This is a genomic window from Xanthomonas hortorum, from assembly GCF_024339125.1.
Lineage (GTDB): Bacteria > Pseudomonadota > Gammaproteobacteria > Xanthomonadales > Xanthomonadaceae > Xanthomonas > Xanthomonas hortorum.
On record NZ_CP101417.1, the window covers coordinates 3330070 to 3346246 of the forward strand.

The 16177-nt window shown below is 63.3% G+C and carries 18 protein-coding genes; 11 read left to right on the top strand and 7 right to left on the bottom strand.

What is annotated here, in order from left to right; all coding sequences use genetic code 11:
* Positions 1-47 precede the first annotated feature (47 nt).
* Positions 48-1454: a class II fumarate hydratase gene (locus NMB96_RS14300; RefSeq protein WP_023903559.1), complete on the top strand. Its 1407-nt coding sequence runs from the start codon at positions 48-50 to the stop codon at positions 1452-1454.
* A gap of 127 nt (positions 1455-1581) precedes the next feature.
* On the opposite strand, the gene NMB96_RS14305 is transcribed toward NMB96_RS14300, so the two are convergent.
* The 7 genes from NMB96_RS14305 to NMB96_RS14335 form a co-directional block, all read right to left on the bottom strand.
* Positions 1582-2004: a hypothetical protein gene (locus NMB96_RS14305; protein WP_043889123.1), complete on the bottom strand. Its 423-nt coding sequence runs from the start codon at positions 2002-2004 to the stop codon at positions 1582-1584.
* Positions 2005-2211: 207 nt separating this feature from the next.
* Positions 2212-2742, bottom strand: a complete 531-nt coding sequence (locus tag NMB96_RS14310; protein WP_023903561.1) for a DUF2884 family protein — start codon at positions 2740-2742, stop codon at positions 2212-2214.
* Between the two features lie 32 nt (positions 2743-2774).
* Positions 2775-3605, bottom strand: coding sequence for a DUF4097 family beta strand repeat-containing protein (locus tag NMB96_RS14315; RefSeq protein ID WP_023903562.1), 831 nt, complete (start codon positions 3603-3605; stop codon positions 2775-2777).
* A gap of 14 nt (positions 3606-3619) precedes the next feature.
* Positions 3620-4606, bottom strand: a complete 987-nt coding sequence (locus NMB96_RS14320; RefSeq protein ID WP_023903563.1) for an ABC transporter permease — start codon at positions 4604-4606, stop codon at positions 3620-3622.
* A complete protein-coding gene (locus tag NMB96_RS14325) occupies positions 4603-5478 on the bottom strand; it encodes an ABC transporter ATP-binding protein (protein ID WP_023903564.1) in 876 nt (291 codons plus the stop codon). The genes NMB96_RS14320 and NMB96_RS14325 overlap by 4 nt, the downstream gene beginning before the upstream one ends.
* Complete coding sequence (locus tag NMB96_RS14330) at positions 5475-5837, bottom strand: GntR family transcriptional regulator (RefSeq protein ID WP_003483692.1); 363 nt, start codon at positions 5835-5837, stop codon at positions 5475-5477. The genes NMB96_RS14325 and NMB96_RS14330 overlap by 4 nt, the downstream gene beginning before the upstream one ends.
* A 2-nt stretch (positions 5838-5839) precedes the next feature.
* The gene (locus NMB96_RS14335; RefSeq protein WP_024939341.1) at positions 5840-6088 is read right to left on the bottom strand and encodes a hypothetical protein; all 249 of its coding nucleotides are present in this window, start codon (positions 6086-6088) and stop codon (positions 5840-5842) included.
* Between the two features lie 134 nt (positions 6089-6222).
* On the opposite strand from NMB96_RS14335, the gene NMB96_RS14340 reads away from it, so the two are divergent.
* From NMB96_RS14340 to NMB96_RS14385, 10 genes are all read left to right on the top strand, one after another.
* Positions 6223-6780, top strand: coding sequence for a glutathione peroxidase (locus tag NMB96_RS14340; protein ID WP_255085071.1), 558 nt, complete (start codon positions 6223-6225; stop codon positions 6778-6780).
* A 90-nt stretch (positions 6781-6870) separates the two neighbouring features.
* Entirely contained in the window at positions 6871-7842 is a 972-nt protein-coding gene (locus NMB96_RS14345) for an FKBP-type peptidyl-prolyl cis-trans isomerase (RefSeq protein WP_167387167.1), read from the top strand.
* A gap of 24 nt (positions 7843-7866) precedes the next feature.
* Positions 7867-9216 (top strand): UDP-glucose dehydrogenase family protein, encoded by a 1350-nt coding sequence (locus tag NMB96_RS14350; protein WP_023903568.1) that lies wholly within the window; start codon positions 7867-7869, stop codon positions 9214-9216.
* Positions 9209-9445, top strand: coding sequence for a SlyX family protein (locus NMB96_RS14355; protein WP_006448709.1), 237 nt, complete (start codon positions 9209-9211; stop codon positions 9443-9445). The genes NMB96_RS14350 and NMB96_RS14355 overlap by 8 nt, the downstream gene beginning before the upstream one ends.
* 18 nt (positions 9446-9463) lie before the next feature.
* Positions 9464-10201, top strand: coding sequence for a DUF2058 domain-containing protein (locus NMB96_RS14360; RefSeq protein ID WP_043889750.1), 738 nt, complete (start codon positions 9464-9466; stop codon positions 10199-10201).
* A 326-nt stretch (positions 10202-10527) separates the two neighbouring features.
* Positions 10528-11289: a transporter gene (locus tag NMB96_RS14365; protein WP_374728753.1), complete on the top strand. Its 762-nt coding sequence runs from the start codon at positions 10528-10530 to the stop codon at positions 11287-11289.
* A gap of 219 nt (positions 11290-11508) precedes the next feature.
* Positions 11509-12639 carry a LacI family DNA-binding transcriptional regulator gene (locus NMB96_RS14370; RefSeq protein WP_084218018.1) on the top strand — a complete coding sequence of 377 codons (1131 nt, stop codon included), beginning with the start codon at positions 11509-11511 and terminating at the stop codon, positions 12637-12639.
* A gap of 13 nt (positions 12640-12652) precedes the next feature.
* On the top strand, positions 12653-13963 hold the full coding sequence (gene fucP / locus NMB96_RS14375) for an L-fucose:H+ symporter permease (protein WP_023903572.1): 1311 nt from the start codon (positions 12653-12655) through the stop codon (positions 13961-13963).
* Complete coding sequence (locus tag NMB96_RS14380) at positions 13960-14946, top strand: carbohydrate kinase family protein (protein ID WP_023903573.1); 987 nt, start codon at positions 13960-13962, stop codon at positions 14944-14946. The genes fucP and NMB96_RS14380 overlap by 4 nt, the downstream gene beginning before the upstream one ends.
* Positions 14943-16148 carry an AGE family epimerase/isomerase gene (locus NMB96_RS14385; RefSeq protein WP_255085072.1) on the top strand — a complete coding sequence of 402 codons (1206 nt, stop codon included), beginning with the start codon at positions 14943-14945 and terminating at the stop codon, positions 16146-16148. The genes NMB96_RS14380 and NMB96_RS14385 overlap by 4 nt, the downstream gene beginning before the upstream one ends.
* Positions 16149-16177 lie beyond the last annotated feature (29 nt).

Sequence of the window (16177 nt, forward strand, 5' to 3'; positions counted from 1 at the left end):
TGCCAGCCTTCCTTGACCACAAATCCAACGATGTGCGGAGAGTGCAGATGAGCGAACGTTTCAGGACCGAACACGACAGCATGGGTGAATTGCAGGTACCCGCCGATGCATTGTGGGGCGCGCAGACCCAGCGTGCCGTGCAGAATTTTCCGGTGTCGGGTCAGCCGATGCCACGTGGCTTCATTCGCGCGCTGGGCCTGATCAAGGCCGCTGCAGCCGGCGTCAATGCCGAGCTGGGATTGCTGCCCAAGTCTATCGCCAAGACGGTGCAGGACGCCGCCTTGCAGGTGGCCGAGGGCACGTATGACGCGCAATTTCCGATCGATGTCTATCAGACCGGCTCGGGTACCTCGTCCAACATGAATGCCAACGAGGTGATTGCCACGTTGGCCACGCGCGCCGGCAAGGATGCGGTGCATCCCAACGATCACGTCAATCTGGGGCAGAGTTCCAACGACGTGATCCCGACCGCGATTCGCGTGTCCGCGTTGCTTGCGGTGCAGGAGCATTTGCAGCCCGCGCTCAAGCATCTGCGCAAGACCATCGACAAACGCGCCAAGGGGCTGAGCAAGGTGGTCAAGACCGGGCGCACGCATCTGATGGATGCGATGCCGCTGACCTTCGGCCAGGAATTTGGCGCATGGTCGGCGCAGTTGAGTTCGGCGCAGGATCGCATCGACGACGCGCTCAAGCGTTTGCGGCGTCTGCCGCTGGGCGGCACCGCGATCGGCACCGGCATCAATGCCGATCCGCGTTTCGGCGGCAAGGTGGCCAAGGCCTTGTCGAGCCTGAGCAAATTCAAGTTCGAGAGTGCCGACAACAAGTTCGAAGGCCTGGCTGCGCAGGACGATGCGGTGGAACTGTCCGGTCAGCTCAATGCGCTGGCGGTGGCCTTGATCAAGATCGCCAATGATTTGCGCTGGATGAATGCCGGCCCGTTGGCGGGGCTGGGCGAGATCGAATTGCCGGCGCTGCAGCCGGGTAGCTCGATCATGCCGGGCAAGGTCAACCCGGTGATTCCCGAAGCCACCGTGATGGCATGCGCGCAGGTCATCGGCCACCACACCGCGATTACCGTGGCCGGGCAGACTGGCAACTTCCAGTTGAATGTGACCCTGCCGCTGATCGCCTACAACCTGCTGGATTCGATCACCCTGCTGGGCAATGTGTCGCGTCTGCTGGCCGATACCGCAATCGCCGGACTGAAGGTGCGTCAGGAACGCGTGCGCGAGGCGCTGGATCGCAATCCGATCCTGGTCACTGCGCTCAACCCGATCATCGGCTACGAGAAGGCCGCCGCGATCGCCAAGCGCGCCTACAAGGAACAGCGCCCGGTGCTGGACGTGGCCCTGGAAGACAGCGGGCTCAGCGAAGCGGATCTGCGGCGTTTGCTGGATCCGGCCGCGCTGACGCTTGGCGGCATCCAGGCCGGCAGCAGTGGAAGCGGTGGCTGATCACTGCTGTGTGTATGTAGGAGCGCACTTGTGCGCGATAGGGCGTTATCGATAAGGCCCCGTCGCGCACAAGTGCGCTCCTACGCAGGGTTCTTGCGAATCTGCGGTCTTCGCGCAGCTTCGCTACTCAGTGCCGCTCGGCCTGCACGTTGCCGAAGCTCTCGCGATACGGCTGCAGCGACGGGATTTCATTGAGTAATTCGCCGCTGAGCTTCTGGATGTCCGGCGTGACCGTCAGCTTGATCGACTTGTATTCCGGGTCCGCGCCTGCTTCGTTGACGGCCTGCTGACGCAGCATCTGCAGGTGCCCGAACAGCAGCTGCAGCTTGGCGCGCGTCGGCTCTTTCTGCGGTAGCGCAATGTCGTCGATCTTCAGCGTGCCGTCCGGGGTGATTTCCGCATTGGCAGCCGGTGGGCGGCGGATCATCACCGATTGGGTGGTGATCGCAACGCGCGGCTTGCCGCGTTCGGCGCGCCGGGACGACTGGTCGCCGCAGGCGGCGAGAGTGCACAGCAGCAGCGCCATGCAGAGCATCACGAACTTGTTCATGGGGTCGATGGGTTGAGGGGAGCGCACTAGTGTAATCCCGCACCGATCAGGCGATCCGGGCCGGGGCTACATGGCATGGCTGACAAAATGTCGCAGGCCAAGGTGGCGCTCAACTCACGTGCGGGAATCGGCATGGGTATGCGCTTCATCCGATGCGGGAAGCCGCTGCGTCTGACAACGCTTGCGCAGCGGCTGTCACGGCCGCACTTACTTGCGGCAGTCGTCGACGTCGTGTTGCGTCAGGGTGGAGTAGGGCGCAAACGCCGGCACCAGTTGCGCAGCGGCGTCCTGCGCGGCGCGCAGTTTGGCCAGCTGATCGCAGATCTGCATGGCGTTGTGCTTGAAGGTGTCCGCCTGCGCTTCGATCTTGTCGCCGATCTGGTCGGTATTGCCGCTGAGCACGCCCTTGAGTGCTTCGCCCGCCGCATGCGCGCCAAACGCTGCACCTTGGGTGCCGATGTCGATGCCTTTCTCGGCCACGCCCTGGATCTGTGCGTAGAAGCTGCGCATCGCCTGCTGCTGCGCATCGTTCAAGGTTACCGGCTTGCTATCGATGCTGAGCGCGCCATCCACACCGATGGTGGCTGCAGGCAGGCCGTCACGCTTGAGCGTTACGCTCTTGCCGTTGAAGGTCACACCACTGCCATTGGCCTGGCCCGATACATTGACCGTGGGCTCGGACTTGCCACAACCGACCAACAGCGCGCTCGCCAATACCGCAGAAATCAACAGTTTCATCAGCAGTTCCCCCTCGAATCATCAATGAGTGATCAGTTGTCGGTTGGCACGCGCGTGCTGCCGGTGACATCGCTGACGTCGATATCGCCGCTACCCTTGCGCGCCACGCTGACGTTGCCGCGCACCTTGCGCACGCTCAGTGCGCCGGAGTTGACCGCGTCCACGCCCACATCGCCTTGCACATCGTCGATCTCGACATCGCCGGAGCCGATCGTGCCGAGCTTGACGTTGCCGGCAACGCCACGCAGTTTGACGTCGCCCGAGCCGACCTTGCCGACCTCTGCTGCGCCACGCACGTGCGTGGCCTTGAGATCGCCCGAGCCCACTGCCAAGACACGCAACGCGCCCATGTCTTCCAGCTCGATGTCGCCGGAGCCGACCTTGGCGGTGACGCGGCCCTTGGTGCGACGAATCGCCATGTCGCCAGAGCCGACGTCGGCACTGACCGCTGCCGCACCGGAGATCTCCGCATCGCCGGAACCCACGTCGAACTGCACCAGCAGCGTGTCGGGCACGCTGCCGCGCAGATCCAGGTACGCGTAGCTGTCGCCGACGGAGATGCGCATGCTGCGGTCGTCGTCCAGCGTCACCACCAACTTGTCGCCGACGCGCTTCTGGGTGACGGTCAGGCCTTTGAGCAGATCGGCGCGTGCTGCACAGGCGCGGCCGCTCAGACGCCCGCTATTGCCCGGCGAGGCATCCAGATGCAGGTCGTTGGAGGCGACCTCGAACAATACCGACTTCACTCCGCTCAGTTTCAGCTCCAGGTTGCGCGGCTCGGAGAATTTGCATTGCTCCTGGGCAAACGCAGCGCCGGGCAACGCGAACAAGATGGCCAGACTCAGATGCAGGTGCGAACGCATGGGGTGTCCTTTACTCAGGCTTCGGAGCGCCGACGGCGCAGATAGATGGAGGCGGCGATCAGCACCACGCCGATGGCGGCGCCGATCCAGATGTCGGGGTTGCCGTAGACCAGCCTGCTATCGGTGTGCTGCAGCACCCACTGCACCAGATCGCTGGGGTTCTGCATCGCGCTGCTATCCAGGTTGCCGCTGACTGCAAGCGGCGACCAGGTGCCGGGCAGGGCACTGAGCAGGCCGCGGTAGCCGACGATGTACCAGATCCAGCCGATCGGCAGCGATACGCCCGGCATTGCCGAAAGAATGCTCAGCATCACGCAGGCCAGCAGCGGAAACAGCACCGCCCACAGGAACGGCTTGCTGGTGGCCCAGGCCGAGCAGAACATCAGCCAGCCCACGGTCGGCAGCGACCACAGCAAGCTCATCGGCACGGTCTGCAGCATCAGCCACAACAACGAGAACGGATGCGAGTGGGTGGCCAAGCCCCATGGATTGGGCACACCGGCGATCAACGCGCCGCCGATGGCGATCAACCACAGCGCCAGGCCGACCAGTACGCCGATCGCGATGGCGATCAGCGGCGCCAGCAACAGCGCCCAGGCGGCCTTGGACAACACCGTCTGCACGTCGGACACCGGCAGCGATTTCCAGAACAGCACGCTGCGGTCGCGGCGGTCGTCGTACAGACTGCCCAGTGCATAGAAGAACACCACGAACGCCAGCACCACCGAGGCGATGCCGATGCCGCCCAGCAGCAGGCCGTCGCCGACCTGGCCGAGGGTGCGGGTGTACTCGGCCATGTCCGACATCGTCATGCTGTCGCCGATCATGTTGCGGCGTGCACTGATCGCACCGATCACCGCGCCCAGCAGCGCGAAGAACACCGCGATGCCGCCAGTGATGATTTGCGCCCAGACGAAGCCGCCACGGTGTTCCCAGTATTCGCGTTTGAGCAGCCAGCCGAACGTGCGGGCGGGAGATGCTTGGTGAGTGAGTGCATTCATGCGTAGGTCCCCTTCATGACCGCAACGAACAGGTCGGCAAGGCCGGGATTGCGGGTTTCGCCAAAGCGGGCGAGCTGCTCTTTCGGCACGCCATCGAACAGCATCACGGTCTTGCCGAACGGCAGGCTGCGCTCGTCGATCGGCTTCATGGCTCTGGCAGCCTCAAGATGCTCGGCATTGACCAGCACTTCGGTGTAGCGTTCGGCCACGTTTTCCATGTCGGCGGTCAGCACGATGCGGCCGTCGCGGATGAACATCACATCGGTGAGGATGTGTTCGATCTCTTCCACCTGGTGGGTGGTGACGATGATGGTTTTTTGCTCATCGAAATAGTCTTCCAGCAGGCGCTGGTAGAACTGCTTGCGATACAGGATGTCCAGGCCCAGGGTGGGCTCGTCCAGCACCAGGATGCGCGCGTCGATGGCCATCACCAGCGCCAGATGCAGCTGCACGATCATGCCCTTGGACAATTCGCGCACCCGCGATTTGCGGTTGAGCTGCGTATTGGCCAAAAAGCGCTCGCACTTGGCGCGATCGAAGCGCGGATGCACGCCGGCAACGAAATCGATCGCCTCGCCAACCCGCAGCCAGCGCGGCAGCACCGCCACGTCGGCGATGAAGCAGACCTCGTTCATCAGGGCGTTGCGCTGGGTGCGCGGATCCATGCCGAGGACGCTCAACTCGCCGTCGAAATCGGTCAGCCCCAGCACCGCCTTGAGCGCGGTGGTCTTGCCGGCGCCGTTGGGGCCGATCAATCCAACGATGCGCCCGGTGGCGATGGTGAAACTGGTGTTGTCCAGCGCGAGCCGATGCTTGTAGGCCTTGCGCAGGCCACGTGCGTCGACCACATGGTCGGAGGAGACGGCGGTCATGGTGTTTTTCCCTGTGGCAACAGATCGTCGATGGACAGTCCCAGGCGCTGGATGCGTTCCAGCACTGCGGGCCATTCTTCATTCAAGAAACGCTCGCGCTCGCTGCCGCGCAATTTCTGCGCGGCCTCCGGGGTCATGAACATGCCCAGGCCGCGGCGTTTCTCCACCAGGTTCTCGTCGGCCAGTTCCTGGTAGGCGCGCGAGACGGTGATGGGATTGAGTTGGTAGTCGGCCGCCACCTGCCGTACCGAGGGCAGGGCGTCGCCAGGCTTGAGGATTCCATCGAGCATCATGGCTATCACCCGTTCCTTGAGTTGGCGGTAGATGGGAGCGCCGTCGCTCCATTGGATGTCGTTCATGGTCAGCTCCGTGGACGCAGAACCTGCGCGAAGGAGAAATAGGGCATCGACAGCGAAGCGCGCAGGTGCCGGCTGGGCCGGGTGCGCGCCTCGGGGGGAGTTGTCGCGTTTTCCGTAACCGCCTCCGACACGCCATAATCGGCGCCGGACTCCGTGACCTGACTGGAAGCGGCTCCCAGGCAACCAATGGCGAACAGGGCGCTGCCGAACAGCAGCAATGGAGCTGGTCGCGTGAAGCGTGTGCTGTTCATGCTTTCCCCTGCGTTGGATGACTGGTGTTGTATTAAACTATAACACCGACACGCAGGCAGTCAACTGCCTGTCATACCCAACTGATGGCACCCCGCGTCGGCGGGTGGCCCGGACCTATCGAAAGGGATCGCTCATGTTGCTCAAGCGTCTGCTGGTCGTTGTATTCGCTGGCTTTTTCTCCGCCTCGGCGCTGGCCGCCGGCGCGCCGGTGCTGGATCTGGATTACCGGCCGTTGGCCGGCAAGGCGCCAATCAACCTGAACCGTACCTACGGCGGCAAGGTCCTGATGGTGGTCAATACCGCCAGCAAGTGCGGCTACACCCCGCAGTACGAAGGGCTGGAGGCGCTGAACCAGCGCTTCGGCAGCCGCGGTTTTTCGGTGCTGGGCTTTCCGTCCAACGATTTCCAGGGACAGGAACCCGGATCTGAGAAGCAGATCCAGGAATTCTGCACGCTGACCTATGGCGTCAAGTTCCCGATGTTTGAGAAGGTGCATGTGCTGGGCAAGGATGCGACGCCGCTGTATCAGCGCTTGACGCAAGTCACGGGCGTTGCGCCGGGTTGGAACTTCCACAAGTATTTGATTAGTCGCGATGGACGCGTGGTGGCGCAGTTCCCCAGCAAGATCAAACCGGACGATCCGAGCGTGCTGGCGGCAATCGAACGCGAGCTCAAGGCACCGTCGCGCTGAGCGCGGCTCTCGCAACGTCGCGCGCACATGCGACAATGCGCATTCAGCGCCGGCGTCGGCGTGTCTTTTCACTTTCGGGAAGTGCATCGAATGAAGATGGGAAAGCGCGGCGCGGCGGCGTCGCTACTGATGGTGGCAATGTCGGCATCGATGCCGGCGATGTCGCAGCAACCGGCCGCAGCGGCCACCAAGGAGAAGCCAGTTGTGAATGCATCGTCTGAGAAGAGCACCCGCGACAACGTCAGCTACGCCATCGGTATGGATGTGGCGCGCTCGTTCGAGCCGATTGCCCAGGACATCGATGTAAGCGCACTGCAACGCGCCATCGAAAATGCATTCAAGGGCGGCAAGCCGTTGTTGTCCGATGAGCAGACCCAGGCCACCGATACCGCCCTGCGCACTGCGCTGGCAGCGCGTAACGGCCAGCAGGTTCCGGGCATGGCGCCGGGTAGCGCGCCTGCGACTCCGTCCAAAGAAAACGTCGGCCTGATGCTGGGCGATCGCGCGGTCGGCCCGTCGTTGGCCGGCATCAAGGACGAGATCGATCTGAGCATCCTGATGGAAGCCGTACGCACCGTGTTCGCCAAGGGCACCACGCGTCTGACCCAGCAGGAAGCCGCAGCGACGATGCAGGCCTTCGCCTCTGCCAAGCAGGGCGCTGCCGGTGCCAAGAATCGCGAAGAGGGCAATGCGTTCCTCGCCAAGAACAAGACCGAAAAAGGTGTGATCACCACCGCCTCGGGCTTGCAGTACACGGTGTTGCGCCAGGGTAGCGGCGAGCGTCCGATGCCCACCAACACGGTGCGCGTGAACTACGAAGGCAAGCTGCTCAACGGGCAGGTGTTCGACAGTTCCTACCAGCGCGGCCAGCCGGCCGAGTTCGGTCTGAATCAAGTCATTGCAGGTTGGACCGAGGGCGTCGCACTGATGCCTGTCGGTTCGAAATATCGTTTCTGGATTCCATCCAACTTGGCCTATGGCCCGAACGGCACGCAGGGGGGGCCGATCGGACCAGACGCAACGTTGACGTTCGATGTCGAACTGATGGGTATCCTTCCCTGATCCCCCACAGGAGTATCCCCCCCCATGCGAGTTGCGATCTTTGGTACCGGCTATGTTGGTCTAGTCACCGGTACCTGTCTGGCCGAAGTAGGTCATCACGTTATCTGCGTGGATATCGACCAGGCGAAAGTTGATGGTCTCAATCGAGGGGTGATCCCCATCTATGAACCCGGCCTGGAGCCGATGGTGAAAGCCAACCATGCCTCTGGCCGGTTGCGCTTCACCAGCGACGCTGCCGAGGCGATTGCGCACGGCGAAATCACCTTCATCGCCGTGGGCACGCCGCCGGATGAAGATGGCAGTGCCGACCTGCAGTACGTGCTGGCAGTTGCGCGTACCGTCGGTCGTCATATCGATGGCCCGTCGGTGGTCGTCAACAAGTCCACGGTGCCGGTCGGTACCGCCGACAAGGTACGCGTGGCGATCCAGGAAGAACTGGACGCACGCGGCGTGGAGCATGAGTTCGACGTCGTCTCCAATCCGGAATTCCTGAAGGAAGGCGACGCCGTTGCCGACTGCATGCGTCCGGATCGCATCGTGATCGGTGCCACCAAGCCGGCAGCGATTGCACGCATGCGCCGTCTGTATGCACCGTTCAATCGCAACCGCGATCGCATCGTCGAAATGGACGTGCGTTCGGCCGAGCTGACCAAGTACGCGGCCAACGCGATGCTGGCGACCAAGATCAGTTTCATGAACGAGATCGCCAACATTGCCGAGCGTGTCGGTGCGGACGTCGAGCACGTGCGTAACGGTATCGGTTCGGATCCGCGCATCGGCTGGCACTTCATCTATCCCGGTGCCGGTTATGGCGGCTCGTGCTTCCCCAAGGACGTGCAGGCGCTGGCCAAGACTGCCGAGCAGTACGGCATGCAGCCGACCCTCCTCAACGCGGTGGAAAGCGTCAACAACGCGCAGAAGGGTCACCTGTTCGAACTGGTGCAGCGTCACTACGGCGGCGAAGCTGGCGGCAGTCTTGCCGGCAAGACCTTCGCGGTGTGGGGCCTGGCGTTCAAGCCCAATACCGACGACATGCGTGCGGCTTCCAGCCGTCGCTTGCTGGCGCAGTTGTGGGAAGCCGGCGCCACGGTGCGTGCCTACGATCCGGAAGCCACCCACGAAGCCAAGCGCATCTTCGGTGAGCGCGACGATCTGACCTTCTGCGACGAAGCCTTCGCGGCCCTGGAAGGCGCCGATGCGCTGGTCGTGGTCACCGAGTGGAAGCAGTTCCGCAGCCCGGATTTCGGCAAGATCAAGCAGGCCTTGAAGGACGACGTCGTGTTCGACGGTCGCAACCTTTACGACCCGCAGGAAATCGAAGCTGCCGGCCTGGCTTACTACGCCATCGGACGAGGCCGTTCGTTGCATGCATGAGCAACTCTCGCCGCGCGACCAGGAACTGGACGCGCGGTTGGTTGAACTGGAAACGCGGCTCTCCTTTCAGGAGCACGCGCTCAATGAACTGAGTGAAGCACTTGCGGACGCCCGTTTGACGGGCGCCCGCAATGCCGAACTGATCCGCCACCTGCTCGAGGATCTGGGCAAGGTGCGCTCCACGTTGTTTGCCGATGCAGCGGACGAACCGCCGCCTCCGCACTATTGATTGCAGATTGCCACCGCCATGAGCGATACCTTACGTGACCAGTTGCTTGGGTTGGGCTTCAAGTCCGCCCCCAAGCCCGAACGCAAACCCGACGCACGGCCTGCCGCGCGTCACCATGGCAACGGTGGCAGGCCCGCGCCCGGCGGCAACACGCCGGGCGGCCAGGGCAGGGGACCGCAGCGGCCGCACGCCGCTGCGGCGACCGATGGCAAGCATGAGCGCACAAGCAACGGCAGGCCTGATCGTCGCAACGATGGCAAACCTGCAGCTTCGCCACGTCCGCAGCATCCCAATGCAGAGCGTCGCGGCCCCAAACCGGCACGCACGCGCGAAGACATCGACCTGGCCAAGGCCTATGCGATCCGTGCGCAGCGCGAGAAAGACGAACGGATCGAAGCCGAGCGACTGAAGCAGGAAGAAGCTCGCCTGCGTCGCGAAGCCAAGGCCAAGCTCGAAGAATTGCTCAAGGACAAGGGCCTGAATCATGCCGATGCCGATATCGCCCGGCATTTTCCGTATGGCGGCAAGATCAAGCGCATCTACGTGACTGCCGACCAACTCAAGGCGCTCAATGCCGGCGAGTTGGGTGTGCTGCAGCTCAACGGGCGTTATCTGCTGGTCACCGCCGAGTTGCTGGCCGAAGCCGAAGCGGTGTTCGCACCCTCTGTCGCATTGAAGGTGGATCCGAATGCACCGGCAAGCGACGACCCGTATGCAGACCCCCAGTATCAGGTGCCCGACGACCTGGTCTGGTAACGCTGCACGACATGGTTTTGTTGTTACATGGGCACCTGATGGGTGCCCATCTGTTTTGGCGCATGCCTTGGCGTTACGCATCTGGATCGTTGCTTGCGCGCGCGTGTGAGTTGAGCGGTGCAGCAAACACGCGGCTGGCGATACACAAGCCGGTCACGGCACGCGCGGCACCATGCGCGGCGTTGTTCGTCGACGTATGCGGGCACGGTGTCCGTGGCGTTGCAGCTCACTTCCTGCCGATGGTGTCGCGTATGTCCATGTCTTCGAATTCCCTGCCATCGTGTGCCGATGCATCAGTGCGCTCAGCCGTGCGCCGTGTTTCGTGCATGCATGGGCGTCGCAACGCTGTGTCGGTTGGATTATTGGGGCTCGTGCTCTGCGCGCTTAGTCAGCAGGCAGCCGCACAGGCGGACGAGGCGCCGGCATTCGATCGCCCCGGGATTCCGTTCGCTGCCGAAACGCTGCAGCCGGGTGCGTTTGCCTGGGAACAGGGCTTGCCGGATGCCAGCACCGACGGCGCCGATGGGCAGCGGACCACGCAGTACACCGCCGATACGGTGCTGCGTCTGGGGCTGTTGCAGAACGTGGAGCTGCAGCTGGGCAGCGACAGTTACAACTGGCAGCACGGCGGTGGCGCGCGCGTGCATGGCGGTGGCGACAGCCATATCGGCTTGAAGGTGGCACTGCCGTCGCGTTCGGACAGCTTTCATTTGGCCGCGCTCGCCAGCTACAGCGTGCCGACCGGCAGTCCTGATTTCAGCGATGGCTACGCGCGCGAGCTGGGCGTGACTGCGTCGTGGGATCTGGCGCAGGAGCGCGCGCTGGCGCTGTACGTCAACTATGCGCGCGACAACGACGGGCACACCTGGACCTTCTCGCCCAACTACACGTTCTTTTCCGGCGAGCGCTTCAGCAGCTATGTGGAAGCGGGCTTCGACACCGGCAGCGAGCATTCGCGCGTGGCCGGGGCCGGCGGCGCCTGGCAGTTGCCGCATGCGATGCAACTGGATGTATCGGTGCTGCGCGGGCTGACCTCGGAGAGCCCGGATTGGCAGGGCGGGATCGGCTTGTCGATCGCGTTTCAGTGATGGCAGTTGGTGTGGCGACGGCCAGGCCGTGCCCGCCGAATTGCCGCGAAAGCCAGGTACAGGGCTTGCAGCTTAGTTAGCACGATGTTCGCCAGTCCAGCCCGTGTGGACTAAATATGCTGCACTGCCGCATGCATTGATTGGCCGGAAAAGGCCTAATTGGATCGATCCAATCAACGCCAGATACATGCGCATTTTCTCCACTGCAAAGCCGGCTACATGACGCGTGCCAAGCCGATGCCGGCCGCCCCGGATGACGGCGATGCGCGCCGCATTCGACGCGGTGCAGTGACGCTGCGCGATATCGCCAGTGCCATCGGCGTATCGCGCGCGACCGTGTCTTTGGTGTTGCGCGGCAGCCCGCTGGTGCATGCGACCACGCGCGCGCGCGTGGAGGCCGAGCTGGATCGGCAGAACTACGTCTACAACCGTGCCGCGGCCAATCTGCGCTGCCGCACCTCGTCCAGCATTGCGCTGGTCATCAACGATCTGTCCAATCCGTTCTTCGCCGAGTTCGCTGCAGGCGTGGATGAGGCCTTGGGTGCCGCCGGCTACGTCACCCTGCTCGGCAGCACCGGCGAATCCACGCAGCGCCAGCAGGCGGTGCTGACCTCGCTGATGGAGCACACGCCCGCCGGCATCATCCTGTCGCCGGCCGAAGGCAGCCAGGCCCAGGCACTGACCCAGGTGCTGGGGCGCCAGCACAACGTGGTGTTGTTCAACCGCGAAGTGGAGGGCGCGCAGTGGGATCTGCTGGCACTGGATAACGAACAGGGTGCATTTCTGGCCTGCGAACATCTGATCGCGCAGGGCCATCGGCGCATCGTGTTTTTCGGTGGACATGCCGAATCCAGTTCCTGCCGCCAACGTCGCGCTGGCTACACCCGCGCGATGACGAATGCTGGCTTTACCGTGCACTACGTCGAATCCGCACCGAATCGTCAGGACGCCGCGCTGTGCGGCGCGCGCATGCTCGATGGCGCCGACCACGCTGCAACCGCTGCGGTTTGCTACAACGACAGCGTTGCGCTGGGCTTGATGGCCGCGCTGGCGATGCACGGCATCGTGCCGGGCCGCGATTTCGCAGTGACCGGCTTCGACGACATCGCCGAAGCGGCCTTGTTTACACCGGCATTGACTACGTTGGCCGCAGATCCGCGTGCGCGCGGCAGGCAAGCCGCGCAGCTGGTGCTGCAGCGTATCGGCAGCCCGGAGCGCGCATCGCAGCGCTTGACCACCGCAGTCGCATTAAACATCCGTGCGAGCAGCGCCTGCTCGCCATCCGTGCTGACGCATCATCCCCCAGGCGATTCCCCCGCTCATTCCCCCACCAAGGCCTCAGGCCGCTGACCAGGCAATTCCTATGGTTTCCCTTTCCACGCAATCCACTGTGCCAAGCGGCAACAAGGCGCCGGTCAACAACGGCGTTGCGTTGTCGGTCGTCACCACGATCTTTTTCATGTGGGGCTTTCTCACCTGCCTCAACGACATTCTGATTCCGCATCTGAAGGCGGTGTTCGAACTCAACTTCGCGCAGGCGATGCTGGTGCAGTTCACCTTCTTCGGTGCGTATTTCCTGATGTCGCTGCCGGCCGGTTGGCTGGTGGCCCGGCTTGGCTACAAGCAAGGCATCGTTGCCGGTCTGGCGGTTGCTGCGGTCGGTGCATTGGGCTTCTGGCCTGCCGCGGAACTGCGCGTCTATGGCGCATTTCTCGGCGCGCTGTTCGTGCTTGCCACCGGCATCACCATCCTGCAGGTGGCGGCCAACCCGTATGTTGCGTTGCTCGGTCCGGAGCGCAGTGCGTCCAGCCGTTTGACCCTGGCGCAGGCGCTCAATTCGTTGGGCACCGCAATCGCGCCGCTGTTCGGTGGCTGGCTGATCCTGTCCAACACCGTGATGAGCGGCGACCAGCTCAAGGTGCTGCCGGAAGCCGAGCAGCTGGCCTATCGCGTGCAGGAAGCGCAGGCGGTGCAGGGGCCTTACATCGGCCTTGGCATTGTGCTGTTTCTGCTGGCGATCTTCGTGTTTCTGTTCCGTCTGCCGGCCCTGACCGATGCGGGCACGCAAAAGGACGAAAGCAAGCATTCGCTGCTGGATGCCTTGCGTCATCCGCATGTGCGCTTCGGTGTGCTGGCGATTTTTTTCTATGTCGGCGCGGAAGTGGCGATCGGCAGCCTGATGGTCAACTACTTCTCGTTGCCGCAGATCGGTGGTTTCACCGAGCGTGAGGCGACCAACTACGTGTCGGCGTACTGGACGCTGGCGATGATCGGCCGCTTCATCGGTTCGGCCTTGCTGGCCAAGCTGTCGCCGCGTGTGTTGTTGTCGGTGTTCGCTGCAATCAATGCGCTGCTGCTGGGCCTGACCATGGCTAGCGGCGGCATGCTGGCGGTGTATGCATTGGTGGCGATCGGCTTGTTCAACTCGATCATGTTCCCGACCATCTTTACGCTAGGCATCGAGCGCCTTGGTCCGTTGACCGGCCGCGCATCGAGCCTGTTGATCATGGCGATTGTCGGCGGCGCCATCGTGCCGTATCTGCAAGGTCTGCTGGCCGACAGCATCGGTCTGCACGAGTCGTTCGTGCTGCCGCTGCTGTGCTACCTGTACATCGTGTTCTACGGCATCTGGGGCTCGCGTCTGCGTGGTGCACTGGCGGAGGCGCGCGCATGAGTGCTGTCAAGAATCGGGTGGTGTGTTTCGGCGAGGCCTTGATCGACATGCTGGCGCTGCCGCCGGCCGGCCCCGACGAGGCGCGCACGTTTGCGCAATACGCCGGTGGTGCGCCGGCCAACGTCGCCGTTGCGGTGGCGCGGCTGGGTGGTGCGGCGCATTTTGTCGGCATGCTCGGGCGCGACATGTTCGGCGATTTTCTGCTGCAGAGTCTGCAGCAGGCCGGCGTCGCCACCGATGGCATCGTGCGGACCGATCAGGCCAAGACTGCGCTGGCCTTCGTGGCATTGGATGAAGCCGGCGAGCGCAGTTTCAGTTTCTATCGCCCGCCGGCGGCGGATCTGTTGTTCCGTCCGGAGCACTTCGCTGCCGACGGTTTCAAGCAGGCCGCCGTGCTGCATGTGTGCTCCAACAGCATGACCGAGCCTGCGATTGCGCAGTGCACGCTCGATGGCATGCGCCGCGCGCGCGCCGATGGCGCCATCGTCAGCCTGGATCTCAATCTGCGTCCGATGTTGTGGCCGCAGGATGTAGATCCGGCAGCGTTGTTGTGGGAGGCGTTGGCGCTGGCCGATGTGGTCAAGCTCTCGCGCGAAGAACTCGATTACCTGGCCGGCACGCTCGATGGCGATGCCAGCACGGTCACCCAGAAGCTGTGGCAGGGCCAGGCCAGCTGGTTGTTGGTTACCGATGGTGGCGGGCCGGTGCATTGGCAGACACGCACCGATTCCGGCCAGGTGCCGGCGTTCCGTGTGCAGGTGCGCGACAGCACCGCGGCTGGCGATGCATTCGTCGGTGGTTTGTTGTTTCAGCTGGCTGCACGCGCGGCCACGCTGGAGCAGCTGTGTGGCGATGCCGCTGCGATCACCGAGGTGATCCGCTTCGCTGCGGCAGTCGGTGCGCTGGCGGTAACGCGCAAAGGCGCGTTCGCCGCGATGCCGAGCGTCGATGAAGTCCATTCTTTGATCCAGGAACAATCATGAGCCGTTTGCCTGCGACCCCCGCACCCGATTTCCGCTCGGCCGATGTGCTGCGTCAGCATATCGCCGACACCATGGCGTTCTACCATCCGCGCGCGATCGATCCGGCGGGCGGGTTTTTCCAGTATTTTCGCGACGATGGTGCGATCTACGACGCCGGGCATCGGCATCTGGTCAGCAGTACGCGCTTTGTCTTCAACTACGCGATGGCGTATCGCGAATTCGGCGATGCGCAGTATCTGGAAGCGGTACGCCACGGCCTGGATTATTTGCGCAACGTACATCGCAATGCGGCCACCGGCGGCTACGCATGGACCTTGCGCGATGGCGTGGTCGAAGACGACATGAATCACTGCTACGGCGTGGCGTTCGTGCTGCTGGCGTATTCGTGCGGCCTGAAGGCCGGCATCGAAGAGGCGCGCGCGTGGATGGACGAAACCTGGCAGCTGCTGGAAAAACATTTCTGGGAGCCGGAATTCGGGCTGTATCGCGACGAAGCCGATGCGCAGTTCAACTTCACCAGCTACCGCGGCCAGAACGCCAACATGCATATGTGCGAGGCGATGATTGCCGCGTACGAAGCCAGCGGCGAGCAACGCTATCTGGACCGCGCACTGTCGCTGGCCGACACCATGACCCGGCGTCAGGCAGCCAAGGCCGACGGGCTGGTCTGGGAACACTACGATCTGCAGTGGAACATCGACTGGGACTACAACCGCGACAATCCCAAGCACCTGTTCCGCCCGTGGGGCTTCCAGCCGGGCCATCAGACCGAGTGGGCCAAGCTGTTGATGCTGCTGGATCGTTACGCGCCGACCGATTGGTTGTTGCCGACCGCACAACATCTGTTCGATGTGGCCGTAGAGCGCTCATGGGATGCGCAGCGTGGCGGGCTGTATTACGGCTTCGACCCTGATGGCAAGGTTTGCGACGACGACAAGTATTTCTGGGTGCAGGCCGAGTCGCTGGCGGCCGCGGCGTTGCTGGCGCAGCGCAGCGGCGAAGCGCGTTATTGGCAGTGGTACGACAAGCTCTGGGAGTATTCCTGGAAGCACATGATCGACCATCGCTATGGCGCCTGGTATCGCATTCTGGATGCGGACAATCGCAAGTACAGCGACGAGAAGAGCCCGGCCGGCAAGACCGATTACCACACCATGGGCGCGTGTTATGAAGTCTTGAACGTGTTGCGGCCGGCTGCGTGATGCGACACGGTCGGCGAGGTGTGCCGACC

Coding starts and splice junctions, on each gene's coding strand:
- NMB96_RS14300 (WP_023903559.1), top strand. CDS start 48: ATGAGCGAACGTTTCAGGACCGAACACGACAGCATGGGTGAATTGCAG.
- NMB96_RS14305 (WP_043889123.1), bottom strand. CDS start 2,004: ATGAACAAGTTCGTGATGCTCTGCATGGCGCTGCTGCTGTGCACTCTC.
- NMB96_RS14310 (WP_023903561.1), bottom strand. CDS start 2,742: ATGAAACTGTTGATTTCTGCGGTATTGGCGAGCGCGCTGTTGGTCGGT.
- NMB96_RS14315 (WP_023903562.1), bottom strand. CDS start 3,605: ATGCGTTCGCACCTGCATCTGAGTCTGGCCATCTTGTTCGCGTTGCCC.
- NMB96_RS14320 (WP_023903563.1), bottom strand. CDS start 4,606: ATGAATGCACTCACTCACCAAGCATCTCCCGCCCGCACGTTCGGCTGG.
- NMB96_RS14325 (WP_023903564.1), bottom strand. CDS start 5,478: ATGACCGCCGTCTCCTCCGACCATGTGGTCGACGCACGTGGCCTGCGC.
- NMB96_RS14330 (WP_003483692.1), bottom strand. CDS start 5,837: ATGAACGACATCCAATGGAGCGACGGCGCTCCCATCTACCGCCAACTC.
- NMB96_RS14335 (WP_024939341.1), bottom strand. CDS start 6,088: ATGAACAGCACACGCTTCACGCGACCAGCTCCATTGCTGCTGTTCGGC.
- NMB96_RS14340 (WP_255085071.1), top strand. CDS start 6,223: ATGTTGCTCAAGCGTCTGCTGGTCGTTGTATTCGCTGGCTTTTTCTCC.
- NMB96_RS14345 (WP_167387167.1), top strand. CDS start 6,871: ATGAAGATGGGAAAGCGCGGCGCGGCGGCGTCGCTACTGATGGTGGCA.
- NMB96_RS14350 (WP_023903568.1), top strand. CDS start 7,867: ATGCGAGTTGCGATCTTTGGTACCGGCTATGTTGGTCTAGTCACCGGT.
- NMB96_RS14355 (WP_006448709.1), top strand. CDS start 9,209: ATGCATGAGCAACTCTCGCCGCGCGACCAGGAACTGGACGCGCGGTTG.
- NMB96_RS14360 (WP_043889750.1), top strand. CDS start 9,464: ATGAGCGATACCTTACGTGACCAGTTGCTTGGGTTGGGCTTCAAGTCC.
- NMB96_RS14365 (WP_374728753.1), top strand. CDS start 10,528: ATGCATGGGCGTCGCAACGCTGTGTCGGTTGGATTATTGGGGCTCGTG.
- NMB96_RS14370 (WP_084218018.1), top strand. CDS start 11,509: ATGACGCGTGCCAAGCCGATGCCGGCCGCCCCGGATGACGGCGATGCG.
- fucP (WP_023903572.1), top strand. CDS start 12,653: ATGGTTTCCCTTTCCACGCAATCCACTGTGCCAAGCGGCAACAAGGCG.
- NMB96_RS14380 (WP_023903573.1), top strand. CDS start 13,960: ATGAGTGCTGTCAAGAATCGGGTGGTGTGTTTCGGCGAGGCCTTGATC.
- NMB96_RS14385 (WP_255085072.1), top strand. CDS start 14,943: ATGAGCCGTTTGCCTGCGACCCCCGCACCCGATTTCCGCTCGGCCGAT.